Here is an 11,955-nt window from a genome sequence, read left to right on the forward strand (position 1 = left end):
CGGGCCGATCGGACGGGTTCGGGGGCGGGCGCGGCACGGCTGCCGGGCCCGCCCCCGTGGGGTGGTCAGCCCGCGCGCTGGGTGCGGGCCAGGGTGCTCGCCTCGGTGCGGCGGTCCGGGGAGGCCACGTCCACCGGGGTGCCGGCGCCCGCGCCGGGGCGTTCGGCCCAGCCGCGCAGGCGGTCGGCGAGCCGGTTCACCCGGCGGTCCTGCGGGCCGAGGGCGAGGTAGAACAGCGACTCGTCCACCTCGTCGTCGTCCCCGCCCCAGCGCACCACGCCCTGGCAGTCGGCGAGGATGTCGCGCAGCACCAGTTCCTGGTGGGCGAAGAGGCCGCCCTTGGCCGAGGCGCCGGGGCGGATGCGGACGGCGGTGCCGGAGGCGAGGTTCGACTCCGGCAGTGCCGTCCGCAGGCCGCCGATCTCCTGCCAGCCGAGCAGGTCGCCGTCGGGGAGTTCCTCCACCTCGTAGTGGAAGCGCCGGATCAGGTGGACGAGGATCTCCTCGACGTCGCCGATCCGGAGGTCGACCGAGAGCCCGGTGCCGGCGACCTGGCGGGTCCAGACGGTGGAGACGTGGTTGGCCTCCTTCTCGATCGTCCAGCCGTTGGCGCTGGTGGGGAGCTTCCGTTCGGTGAGTTCGGGGAGCCCGGGAGCCTGCGGCGGGGTGGTGCCCGGGGCGGCCGAGGCCGTGCCCGGGAGCAGGGCGGCCGTGGCCGCGGCCGCGCCGAGGACGGCGGCGCCCCGGACGGCGGTCCGTCGGGTGACGGTGCGCCGGGTGACGGTGGTCTGCACGTTTTCCAACTCTCTTTCTCCTACAGGACGACGATGAGCACGAAGGTGGGCACCAGGGTCAGCAGGACGCTGGTCGGCCAGTACACCGCGCGGCGGCCGTGCGGGGCGGTGCGGCGCCGCAGGGCGCGGTTGGCGAACCACCACAGGACGGCGGAGCCGAGCACCAGGGGGCCGGGCAGCAGCAGCCACGGCAGGACACCGTCGTTCTCCGTCGGCTCACGGCTGGTCCAACCGAGCGCGGCGAGCGGCCAGTTGGCGGCGAAGTAGTAGAGCAGCCAGACCGGGACGATGCCGGGCACCCCCAGCAGGAGGTTCACGACGGCGGCGGTGGGGGAGTAGTCCCGGGGCCGTTCGGCGTCCGCCGGGGCAGCGGAGCTCACTTGGTGCGGGAGAGCAGGTTGTAGCCCTCCAGGACGTTGTACAGGCCGATCAGCTCGCGGCCGTACTGCTGGGCGTCCTCGCCGAGGCCGTTGTACCGGGCGAGCAGGGCCTGGGTGTCGGCCGGGCCGGTGGTCAGGTCGGGGCGGGCGATCTTGAGCTGGTGGGCGTTGTAGACCGTCAGGTAGGCGACCGAGCGGATGTTGTAGGCCGGGTCCTGGAGCTTGTCCCAGACCTCCCGCAGGTTGGGCTCGGCCAGCGGGGAGCCGTTGATCAGGCCTTCCTTGAGGCAGTAGTTGCGGGCGGCCATGGCGACCCGGGCGAAGATCTGGCCCCAGCCCGTGCTGCAGTCCTCCAGGATCCCGTTGCGGACGCCGGCGTCGGAGACCGCGTCGAGCGGGTTCAGCTTGCGCAGCTCCCACAGGACGGGGGCCTGGATCAGGGCCTTGCGCAGCTTCAACTCGCGGGCCAGCGCGGTGAACAGCCAGTCCGCGCTGAGCACCAGGTCGTACGCCTTGGTGGTGGAGACCCCGCCGAGGGTGACCCAGTCGGAGTCCGTCCAGCCGGAGCCGCCGGTCTCCGGGACGCCGATCGAGGTGAGGTACTTCTGCACGTCGCGCAGCATCGGGTCGCGGTAGGCGGTCTTGTCCAGGTCCACGTCGAGCCCGGCGACGCTGGGCAGGCCCGGGTCGAAGTCGCCCTGGCCGGTGTCCCGGCCGGAGGCGATGTTGTTGTCGATCTCGATGGCGCCCGCGCCCGAGCCGACGGTGACGGTGGCGATCTGGTCGAAGGCCCAGTTGGTCGGCATCGGGTAGCCGAGGTTGCCGGAGAAGCCGCTGGACATGTCGGAGACGAAGCTGGTCTCCGCGTAGCCCGCGTCGGCGACCCGCTGGCAGACGTTGCGCGGGCCGTAGATCCCCACCCGGTACGGGGAGTTCTCGCTGATGGTGTGGTGGACGCCCCGGAAGTGCGGGACGATCTTGGCGGTGACCTCGCCGTCCATCGCGTCGTAGTCGACGGCGAAGTAGATGGTGGTGCCGGGCTTGAAGCCGTGGAAGCGCGCCCACTCGACCGCGCGGAAGGCGTCGTTGTTGCCCTGCTCGTAGCCGAAGTAGTCCGCCGACCGGCTCCAGGTCTGGTAGATCGGGAAGCAGCGCAGGCCGTACTGCTTGATGGTGGCCAGCTCGCCCGGCTGGATCTGCTTCTCCGGCAGGCTGGTGGTCGAGGCGTTGGAGAGGTACCTGCCGATGTACTGGTAGCCGGCGTCCTTGAGCGCCTGGGCGCGGGCCGGGGTGATCTTGGTGACGCCGTCGCAGGCCGTGCCCCGGCGGGTCTGGTCGCCGTAGGAGACCAGCAGCGAGGCCCAGGTCTGGAAGTCGCCCGTGCCGGTGACCGGCAGCTTCACGAAGGACTGGAAGGCCTCCACGCCGCTCTTCACGGTGGCGGTGAAGTCGCCGAGCGGGACGTCCCGCTTGTTGAGGATCATCGCCGCGGTGAACAGCGTCGGCCAGGTGCCGGTGGCGCCGACCGTGAGGGTGCGGCCCTTCAACCCCGCCTGGGTGCCGGGGCCGAAGGCGCCGTTCGCGGTGCCGTCGGCCATGCCCAGCTCGTACTGGATCGCCAGCAGCATGGACTTGGCGACGTCCCGGGAGTGGTGCCCGTCGCAGGGGATGACGAAGAAGTCCTTGCGGTTGACGTAGCGGCCGTTCAGCCACCGCTGGATGGCCCGGACGCCGTCCGTGCCGCCGTTGACGGTGACGTAGGCGTCCATGGTGAGCAGGCCCTTGACCACCTTGGGTTCGAGGGCGCTGCCCGGGAACACCGACTCCAGGCCCATGTGGGTCTTGAGCCTGCCGACCGCGGCCTTCACCCGGTCGTTGTACTTCCCGTCGATCTCGCCGCCGTCGTAGCCCTTGCAGTACAGGGCGGCCTGGAGGATCCGGCAGAAGTTCGCGGACGGGACGGTCGACTCGTCGAGCCTCGGGTACTTGGCCTGGAGGGTCGAGAGGGTGGTCGGGCCGAAGGAGTTCGACAGCGCGGTGATGCCCATCTCGTACTGGAGCGCGCGGGTCAGCGCGTACATGGTCGGCCAGCCGGTGCGGCCGTCCTCCTCCAGCTTCGAGATGCCGAGCATGGCACCGCTGTTGTAGGTCGTGTTGATGAACTTCTGAGCCAGACGAACCATCTCGTCAGCCATGAGCTGTCTCCCGTGTTCCGGTGGAGCGCCGCCACCCCTCTCCGGGGCACGGGGGAGACCGCGGGGCGGCCGGGCGCGAGCAGGGCGGCACCTCCGCCACCGTGGCGGTCCGGTGGAACGAGGCCGGCGGTGATGCCCCCCCTGGAAACGGCCGCGGTCCCCCCGTTGCGGCACGGGGAGGAACTTTACCAGGGCTTTGGGGAGAATTGACCTGCTGTTTGGTTCTGCTCGGCTCGGCCTGGTTCGGCCCGGCGCGGCCCGGTGCTCTTCTCGGGCCCGGTGATCCGGGGTCAGGACGTCCGGTGGGGGTGGAAGCCGTGGCCGCTCTTGCGACCGAGGAGGCCGGCCTCGACCATCCGGGAGAGCAGTGGCGGCGGGGCGTAGAGGGGCTCCTTGTACTCGTCGTACAGGGAGCGGGCGATGGCCTCGACGGTGTCCAGGCCGATCAGGTCGGCGAGGGCGAGCGGGCCCATCGGGTGGGCGCAGCCGTGGACCATGCCGGCGTCGATGTCCTCCGGGGTGGCGTGGCCGGCCTCGGCCATCCGGATCGCGGACAGCAGGTAGGGCACCAGCAGGGCGTTGACGACGAAGCCGGCCCGGTCGCGCGAGTGGATGACGTGCTTGCCGAGGGCGTCCCGGGCGAAGGCCTCGACCCGGCGCAGGGCGGTGCGGTCGGTGTGCAGCGAGGAGACCAGTTCGACCAGCGGCATCACCGGCGCCGGGTTGAAGAAGTGCAGGCCGAGGACGTGCGAGGCGCGGCCGGTGGCGATGCCGAGGCGGGTGACCGGGATGGACGAGGTGTTGGTGGCGAGGATCGCCCCGTCGTCGACGAGGACCTTGTCGAGGGTGGTGAGCACCTCGGTCTTGGCGTGCTCGTCCTCGACGACGGCCTCGACGACGAGCTGGCGGTCCGCCAGCGCCGCCGGGTCGTCGGCGAACAGCAGGTGCGCCCAGGCGGACTCGCGCTCGGCCGGGTCGATCCGGCCGCGGTCGACGGCGCGGTGCAGGGAGCGGTCGATGCGGCCGCGGGCGGCCCGGAGCGCGGCCCGGTCCTTCTCGCAGACGACGGTGTCCAGGCCGGCGCGGGCGAAGACCTCGGCGATGCCCGCGCCCATCTGTCCGGCGCCGACGACGGCGACGCGGCGGATCTCGTTCGTTCGGGTCTCGTCCGTCGGGAGCTCGGTCGTTCGGATGTCGTTCATGGTGCGGTGCCTCCGTGGTGGTGTGGCTCAGGCCGTGGCGCGCACGCGGACCAGGTGGCGGGCGTAGGCCTCGGTGGTGAGGAAGGCGGGCAGTTCGTCGCCGAGGGAGGTCTCGGTGAGGACCCGTACGGCGGCGTCGAGGAGCTCGGGGTCGACGCCCTCGGCGAGGAGGGCGGCGCGCTCGCGGTCGATCAGCCGGCGCACCAGGTCCGGGGTGGCGAGCGAGCCGCCGGTGAGCCGGGTGCAGTGGTGCTGCCACTGCCAGATCTGGCAGCGGGCGATCTCGGCGGTGGCGACGTCCTCCATCAGGCCGAACACGGCGACGGCGCCGGCGCCGCCGAGCCAGGCGGTGAGGTAGCGCAGGGCGACGGCGACGTTGGCGCGCAGCCCCTGGTCGGTGGGCAGGCCGGCGGACAGCCGGTGCACGCCCAGCAGGTCGTCGGCGGTGACCTCGACGTCCGCGCGGGTGCGGTCGAGCTGGTGCGGGAACGCGCCGAGGACGGCGTCGAAGGCGGTGCGGCAGGTGTCCACCAGGCCGGGGTGGGCGACCCAGGAGCCGTCGAAGCCGTCCCCGGCCTCCCGCTCCTTGTCGGCCCGCACCTTGGTCAGGGCGACGGCGTTGGCGGCCGGGTCGCGCTGGGGGATCGCGGCGGCCATCCCGCCGATGGCGTGGGCGCCGCGCCGGTGGCAGGTGCGCACGAGGAGGTCGGTGTAGGCGCGCAGGAAGGGCTGGGTCATGGTGAGGGTGGCGCGGTCCGGCAGGACGTAACGCGGGCCGTGCTGGGCGAAGTTCTTGATCAGGCTGAACAGGTAGTCCCAGCGGCCCGCGTTCAACCCGGCGGCGTGGTCGCGCAGTTCGTAGAGGATCTCGTCCATCTCGAAGGCGGCGGTGATGGTCTCGATCAGCACGGTGGCGCGGACCGTCCCGTACGGGATGCCCAACTCGGCCTGGGCGGCGGTGAAGACGTCGTTCCACAGCCGGGCTTCGAGGTGGTTCTCCAGCTTGGGCAGGTAGAAGTACGGGCCGCTGCCGCGTTCGATCTGGCGCCGGCCGCAGTGGAAGAGGTAGAGGCCGAAGTCGACCAGGGCGCCGACGGCCGGGCGGCCGTCGATCAGCAGGTGGGCCTCGTCCAGGTGCCAGCCGCGCGGGCGGACCACGATGGTGGCCGGGTCGGTCCCGACGGAGTAGTGCTTGCCGTCCGGGGTGGTCTCCTCGATCCGGCGCTCGATCGCGTCGGCCAGGTTCAGCTGGCCGGTCACCAGGTTGTGCCAGGTGGGGGAGGTGGCGTCCTCGAAGTCCGCGAGCCACACCTTCGCGCCGGAGTTGAGGGCGTTGACGGCCATCCGGCGCTCGGGCGGGCCGGTGATCTCCACCCGGCGGTCGGTGAGGCCGGGGCCGGCGCCGGCCACCCGCCAGCTGGCGTCCGCGCGGACGGCGGCGGTCTCCGGGCGGAAGTCCAGGGTGCCGCCGGACGCCAACTCGGCGGCGCGGCGAGCGCGTTCGGCGAGCAGCTCGGTGCGGCGGGCGGCGAACCCGTCGTGCAGCCGGGCGAGGAAGGCGAGGGCCTCGGGGGTGAGGACCTCCTCGAAGCGGTCCTCGGGCTCTCCGAGGACCTCGACGCGACGGGACTGGCTCATCCGGTTCTCCAGGGAAGCAGGCGGGGCGGGTCAGGTGGGGACGGGTCGGGCGGGGACGGGTGGGGCCCGGGGCCGCGTCCCTCAACGCGGCCCCGGGCGGGTGGGCGGCACGGAGCTCCCTCGCTCCGCCGTACGGGCCGCCGGGGTGGCACGCTCCGGTGGGTGGACGACCGAACCCACCGGGCGGGCGGGGATCGGAGGATCAGTGGAACTGCTCGGCCTCGGTGGAGCCGGTCAGCGCCAGGGTCTCGGCGTCGGGGTTGAGCGCGGTGGAGACCTGGTCGAAGTAGCCGGTGCCGACCTCGCGCTGGTGCTTCACGGCCGTGTAGCCGTCCGGCACGGCCGCGAACTCGGCCTCCTGGAGGTCGACGTAGGCCGTCATGCCGTGCTCGGCGTAGCCGCGGGCCAGCTGGAACATCGAGTGGTTGAGGGCGTGGAAGCCGGCCAGCGTGATGAACTGGAAGCGGTAGCCCATCGCGCCCAACTCCCGCTGGAACTTGGCGATCCGGTCGTCGTCCAGGGCGGCCTTCCAGTTGAAGGAGGGCGAGCAGTTGTAGGCCAGCATCTTGTCCGGGTACTCGGCCTTGAGCGCCTCGGCGAACTCCCGGGCCTGGGCGAGGTCCGGGGTGCCGGTCTCCACCCAGATGAGGTCCGCGTACGGGGCGAAGGCCAGGCCGCGGGAGATCACCGGCGCCATGCCGGGCTCGACCCGGTAGAAGCCCTCGGCGGTGCGCTCGCCGGTGCAGAAGCGGGCGTCGCGCTCGTCCACGTCGGTGGTGAGCAGGTTGGCGGCCAGCGCGTCGGTGCGGGCGACGACCAGGGTCGGCACGTCGGCGATGTCGGCGGCCAGGCGGGCCGCGTTGAGGGTGCGGACGTGCTGGGCGGTGGGGACGAGCACCTTGCCGCCGAGGTGGCCGCACTTCTTCTCGGAGGCCAGCTGGTCCTCGTAGTGGATGCCCGCGGCGCCGGCCGCGATCATGGCCTTGGTGAGCTCGAAGGCGTTCAGCGGGCCGCCGAAGCCCGCCTCGGCGTCGGCGACGATCGGCACCAGCCAGTCCGGGCCGCCGTCGGTGCCCTCGGCGGCGTCGATCCCGTCGGCGCGCAGCAGCGCGTTGTTGATCCGACGCACCACCTGGGGGACGGAGTTGGCGGGGTAGAGGCTCTGGTCGGGGTAGGTCTGGCCGGCCTGGTTGGCGTCGGCCGCGACCTGCCAGCCGGACAGGTAGATCGCCTGGAGCCCGGCCTTGACCATCTGGACGGCCTGACCACCGGTCAGCGCGCCCAGGGCGTGCACGTAGTCCTGCTCGTGGAGCTGCTTCCACAGGCGCTCGGCGCCGCGCCGGGCCAGGGTGTGCTCCTCGCGCACCGTACCGGACAGCCGGACGACGTCCGCCGCGCCGTACGTGCGCTCGATGCCGGCCCAGCGGGGGTCGGACGCCCACCGGGCGGCCAGCTCCGCCGCCTGCTGCTCCTGCTGCTGCCGAACCGACTGGGTCATGGTGATCGACTCCCGGGGATGCTCTGCGAAGGACGTTGCGAAGGATGTGAGCGACCTCTCACGAGGTGGCGAGAGGGCGGCCGGGTGGCGCCGGGCAGCGGTGGAACACCGCGGGACGTGGTCACCCGGACGACAGGTCAGGGCAGTTGACCTGCCCGTTCGCCACCGTACTGGGCGCCTCCCGGCCGCAGCACCGACTCTGGCAGCCGACGCGGCCGCCGTCACCGGTGGAGCCGTGCCACGTTCCGCGAAGCCCGCCCGGCGAATCCGCGAAGCTTGCGAAGGCCTGCCCGGAGGCGTTGCGGCTAGGCTGCGCCGCACCGGCCCGACCCGACGGCCGGACACGGAGGTGCGGGACGATGGGGAAGGCCTTCGCCGGGGCCAGGCTGCGCCGGCTCCGGGAGGAACGCGGACTGAGCCAGGCCGCCACGGCGCGGATGATCGACCTCTCGCCCAGCTACCTCAACCAGCTGGAGCACGACGCCCGCCCGCTGACCGTCCCCGTCCTGCTGCGGCTCACCGAGGCGTTCGGCGTGGAGGCCGGGTACTTCGCCCCGCCGGACAGCGCCCGGCTCGCCGCCGAACTGCGCGACGGCCTCGGCGAGGAGCTCGCGGCCGGCCGGATCACCCCCGGTGACCTCGACGAGGTCGCCACCCGACTGCCCGCCGTGGCACGGCTGTTGACCGACCTCGGGCGCGGCCGTCGCACCCTGGCCGAGCAGCTCGCCGTCCTCGCGGGGGACCGGGGCCCGGCCGCCGACACCCGGACCCCGCACGAGGAGGTCCGCGAGTTCTTCTACCGCCGGCAGAACTACGTCCATGAACTCGACACCGCCGCCGAGGAGTTGGCGGGCGAGATCCGGCTGCGGCGCGGCGGGGTGCGGGCGGTGCTGGCCGAACGGCTGGCCGACGTGCACGGCGTACGGCTCGCCTCCGGCGGGGAGCAGCTGCACCGGTACGATCCGCGGACCCGGACGCTGCGGCTGTCGGACCGGCTGCGCCCCGGCCAGCAGGCCTTCCGGCTGGCCACCCAGCTCGGCTACCTGGAACACGACGCGCTGCTCTCCGAACTCGCCGCCCAGGACAGCCCCGAAGGCTCGGCCGCGCACTCGCTCACCCGGATCGGCCTGGCCAACTACTTCGCCGCTGCCCTCGTCCTGCCCTACGCCGCCTTCCACGCCGAGGCCGAGTCCGCCCGCTACGACATCGAGCACCTCGCCGACCACTTCGGCGTCGGCTACGAGACGGTCTGCCACCGCCTCAGCACCCTCCAGCGCCCCGGTCTGCGCGGGGTGCCGTTCTCCTTCGTCCGGGTCGACCGGGCCGGGAACGTCTCCAAGCGGCAGTCCGCCACGCCCTTCCACTTCTCCCGCACCGGTGGCACCTGCCCGCTGTGGAACGTCTACGACGCCTTCGCCGCCCCGGGCCGGGTCCACGTCCAGGTCGCCGCCATGCCGGACGGGCGCCGCTACCTGTGGACGGCCCGCGCCGTCACCCGCTCGCCCGGCGGCTGGGGCCGGCCCGGCAAGACCTTCGCGATCGGCCTCGGCTGCGAACTCCGGCACGCGGGGCGGCTGGTGTACTCCGCCGGCCTGGACCTGACCGACGAGGCCGCCGCCACCCCGATCGGCCTGGGCTGCAAGGTCTGCGAACGCCCGGCCTGCGCCCAGCGCTCGGCCCCGGCGATCGGCCGCCCGCTGGCCGTCGACGAGCACACCAGCACCTTCGTCCCGTACCCGGCGTCCTCCTGAGCGGTGCCGCACGGGGCGAGGCAGCCCCCGGAGGGCCGTCGGACGAGTACAACCACCCTTCCTGCCATCGGGTTTGGTGACATTGGGCGGCGGGCATCGCCAGCCCGGAAGCCCCGTGCACCACGGGCGGAAGTGAGGTGGGACGGATGGCCGGCGACGAGACGCCACAGCCCTTCGCGACGTTCTGCGGCAACTGCAACTGCGGTTGCCCCCAGGTGTTCCTGGACCGGGAGGCCCCGGTGGACCGGCGGGTGAGGATCACCGACGACTTCGGTCAGCAGATCCGGATGAGCGAGGACCAGTTCCGCGACCTGGTGCGCCAGGCCAAGGAGGGACTGCTGGACCTCTCCGCGGCTTCGGCCGGCTGAACGCGATCGAACGGCGCCCGGGGGCGGCGGTCCGATGACCCGCCGCCGGTCCGGCGAAGGGCCGTGGTCGCGGCCCGGGACTCGCCGATCGGTGTCGGGGACACGGACACCTCGCTCTACAGGAACGCGTGGTCGACCTCGCGCTCTGGCTCGACCGCCACCGGCCCGTCCTGGCCCTGTGACCCGTCGTGCCCCTGTGACCGCTCGGGCCCGCGCCGCGCGGCGGTGGGTCTGGACTTACTAGGACGTCCAACTATATGGTCGACGGCAGGTCCGCGGTGTCAGGGAAGCCGGTGTGAGTCCGGCACGGTCCCGCCACTGTGACCGGGGAGTTCGTCCTCGCAGATGACGGCCACTGGCAGCCAGCCGGGAAGGCCAGGGGGCGGGCGTGGATCCGGGAGTCAGGATACCGGCCGCGGATGATCCGTGTTTTCCACGAGGATGGAGACGACACGCATGACTCCGGGCCGCTGTTCCCGCTCCGCTGCCGTGCTGCCGACCGTCGGGGCCCATCGCTCCTGACGGTTCGTCACTTTACGCCTGCCGCGACGGCGTACGACCGTACGTCCGATGCCGCGGCGTGCTCTCTCCATTCCTCCTCTCCCCACCCGTGACGAGAGAAGGAACCGATGGTCCGCGAACTGGCCCACTTCATCGGCGGCAAGCGCGTCGCCGGGACGTCCGGCCGCTACGGCGACGTCTTCGACCCCAACACCGGCCGGGTGCAGGCCCGGGTGCCGCTGGCCGACCGGGCCGAGGTCGAGGCGGTGATCGCCGACGCCGCCCAGGCCCAGCCCGGGTGGGCGGCCTGGAACCCGCAGCGGCGGGCGCGGGTGCTGCTGCGCTTCCTGCAACTGGTCGAGCAGGAGAAGGAGGAGCTGGCCCGGCTGCTCTCCGCCGAGCACGGCAAGACTGTGGCCGACGCCCACGGCGACCTCCAACGCGGCCTGGAGGTGGTGGAGTTCGCCGCCGGGATCCCGCACCTGTTGAAGGGCGAGTTCACCGACAACGCCGGCACCGGCATCGACGTCTACTCGATGCGCCAGCCGCTCGGCGTGGTCGCCGGCATCACGCCGTTCAACTTTCCGGCGATGATCCCGCTGTGGAAGGCCGCACCCGCGCTGGCCTGCGGCAACTCCTTCGTTCTCAAGCCCTCCGAGCGGGACCCGTCGGTGCCGCTTCGGCTCGCCGAGCTGTTCCTGGAGGCCGGGCTGCCGCCGGGCGTGCTCAACGTGGTCAACGGCGGCAAGGAGGCGGTGGACACCCTGCTGGAGGACGAGCGGGTGCAGGCCGTCGGCTTCGTCGGATCCACCCCGATCGCCCGGTACGTCTACGCGACGGCCGCCGCCCACGGGAAGCGGGCGCAGTGCTTCGGCGGCGCGAAGAACCACATGATCGTGATGCCGGACGCCGACCTCGACCAGGCCGCCGACGCGCTGATCGGCGCCGGCTACGGCTCGGCGGGGGAGCGCTGCATGGCGATCTCGGTGGCCGTCCCGGTGGGGGAGGAGACCGCGGACGCGCTGGTGGCCAAGCTGGTCGAGCGGATCGCCGCGCTCAAGGTCGGCCGCTCGGACGACCCGGCGGCCGACTTCGGCCCGCTGGTCGGCGCCGACGCGCTGGAGCGGGTCCGCGGGTACCTCGACCTCGGGGTCCGGGAGGGCGCCGAACTCGTTGTCGACGGGCGGGACTTCCGCCTGGAGGGCCACGAGGGCGGCTACTTCCTCGGCGCCTCGCTGTTCGACCGGGTGACCCCGGAGATGCGGATCCACCGCGAGGAGATCTTCGGCCCGGTGCTCACCGTGGTCCGCGCCGCCGACTACGAGGAGGCGCTGCGGCTGCCCAGCGAGCACGAGTTCGGCAACGGCGTGGCCATCTACACCCGGGACGGCGACACCGCCCGGGACTTCGCCCGCCGGGTGGACACCGGCATGGTCGGCGTCAACGTGCCGATCCCGGTGCCGATCGCCTACCACACCTTCGGCGGCTGGAAGCGCTCCGCCTTCGGCGACCTCAACCAGCACGGTCCGGACTCGATCCGCTTCTACACCCGCACCCGTACCGTCACCTCGCGCTGGCCCTCCGGGGTCAAGGAGGGCGCGAGCTTCACCATGCCGACGATGGGGTGA

General features: G+C 72.7%; 9 protein-coding genes and 1 riboswitch. Of the genes, 3 read left to right on the forward strand and 6 right to left on the reverse strand.

Translation table 11 applies throughout. The features are described from left to right. Positions 1–65 precede the first annotated feature (65 nt). The 6 genes from ACFY2K_RS24790 to aceA form a co-directional block, all read right to left on the reverse strand. Positions 66–794 (reverse strand): hypothetical protein, encoded by a 729-nt coding sequence (locus ACFY2K_RS24790; protein ID WP_380642654.1) that lies wholly within the window; start codon positions 792–794, stop codon positions 66–68. Between the two features lie 20 nt (positions 795–814). After that, entirely contained in the window at positions 815–1,174 is a 360-nt protein-coding gene (locus ACFY2K_RS24795; protein ID WP_380529820.1) for a hypothetical protein, read from the reverse strand. After that, the gene (locus tag ACFY2K_RS24800) at positions 1,171–3,369 is read right to left on the reverse strand and encodes a glycoside hydrolase domain-containing protein (protein WP_387714093.1); all 2,199 of its coding nucleotides are present in this window, start codon (positions 3,367–3,369) and stop codon (positions 1,171–1,173) included. Before ACFY2K_RS24800 ends, ACFY2K_RS24795 begins: the two co-directional genes overlap by 4 nt. 290 nt (positions 3,370–3,659) lie before the next feature. Further along, complete coding sequence (locus ACFY2K_RS24805) at positions 3,660–4,571, reverse strand: 3-hydroxybutyryl-CoA dehydrogenase (protein WP_380642634.1); 912 nt, start codon at positions 4,569–4,571, stop codon at positions 3,660–3,662. A 27-nt stretch (positions 4,572–4,598) separates the two neighbouring features. Next, the gene (gene aceB / locus ACFY2K_RS24810; RefSeq protein ID WP_380588080.1) at positions 4,599–6,209 is read right to left on the reverse strand and encodes a malate synthase A; all 1,611 of its coding nucleotides are present in this window, start codon (positions 6,207–6,209) and stop codon (positions 4,599–4,601) included. Between the two features lie 202 nt (positions 6,210–6,411). Beyond that, positions 6,412–7,707, reverse strand: coding sequence for an isocitrate lyase (aceA, locus tag ACFY2K_RS24815; protein ID WP_380588083.1), 1,296 nt, complete (start codon positions 7,705–7,707; stop codon positions 6,412–6,414). A 359-nt stretch (positions 7,708–8,066) separates the two neighbouring features. On the opposite strand from aceA, the gene ACFY2K_RS24820 reads away from it, so the two are divergent. The 3 genes from ACFY2K_RS24820 to ACFY2K_RS24830 all read left to right on the forward strand — a co-directional run bounded on the left by ACFY2K_RS24820 (position 8,067) and on the right by ACFY2K_RS24830 (position 11,955). After that, positions 8,067–9,458, forward strand: a complete 1,392-nt coding sequence (locus ACFY2K_RS24820; RefSeq protein WP_387714098.1) for a short-chain fatty acyl-CoA regulator family protein — start codon at positions 8,067–8,069, stop codon at positions 9,456–9,458. 146 nt (positions 9,459–9,604) lie between these two features. Next, positions 9,605–9,826: a hypothetical protein gene (locus ACFY2K_RS24825; RefSeq protein WP_380529809.1), complete on the forward strand. Its 222-nt coding sequence runs from the start codon at positions 9,605–9,607 to the stop codon at positions 9,824–9,826. A 241-nt stretch (positions 9,827–10,067) separates the two neighbouring features. Further along, positions 10,068–10,259: riboswitch (cobalamin riboswitch) on the forward strand. A gap of 196 nt (positions 10,260–10,455) precedes the next feature. Further along, positions 10,456–11,955 carry a CoA-acylating methylmalonate-semialdehyde dehydrogenase gene (locus tag ACFY2K_RS24830; protein WP_387714101.1) on the forward strand — a complete coding sequence of 500 codons (1,500 nt, stop codon included), beginning with the start codon at positions 10,456–10,458 and terminating at the stop codon, positions 11,953–11,955.

The sequence above is a fragment of the Kitasatospora sp. NPDC001309 genome (genome assembly GCF_042896295.1).
Classification (GTDB): Bacteria; Actinomycetota; Actinomycetes; order Streptomycetales; family Streptomycetaceae; genus Kitasatospora.

Bases quoted from the DNA above. Each gene is read 5' to 3' on its own strand.
- ACFY2K_RS24825 (WP_380529809.1), top strand. From the start codon at position 9,605: ATGGCCGGCGACGAGACGCCACAGCCCTTCGCGACGTTCTGCGGCAAC.
- aceA (WP_380588083.1), bottom strand. From the start codon at position 7,707: ATGACCCAGTCGGTTCGGCAGCAGCAGGAGCAGCAGGCGGCGGAGCTG.
- ACFY2K_RS24830 (WP_387714101.1), top strand. From the start codon at position 10,456: ATGGTCCGCGAACTGGCCCACTTCATCGGCGGCAAGCGCGTCGCCGGG.
- ACFY2K_RS24805 (WP_380642634.1), bottom strand. From the start codon at position 4,571: ATGAACGACATCCGAACGACCGAGCTCCCGACGGACGAGACCCGAACG.
- ACFY2K_RS24800 (WP_387714093.1), bottom strand. From the start codon at position 3,369: ATGGCTGACGAGATGGTTCGTCTGGCTCAGAAGTTCATCAACACGACC.
- ACFY2K_RS24820 (WP_387714098.1), top strand. From the start codon at position 8,067: ATGGGGAAGGCCTTCGCCGGGGCCAGGCTGCGCCGGCTCCGGGAGGAA.
- aceB (WP_380588080.1), bottom strand. From the start codon at position 6,209: ATGAGCCAGTCCCGTCGCGTCGAGGTCCTCGGAGAGCCCGAGGACCGC.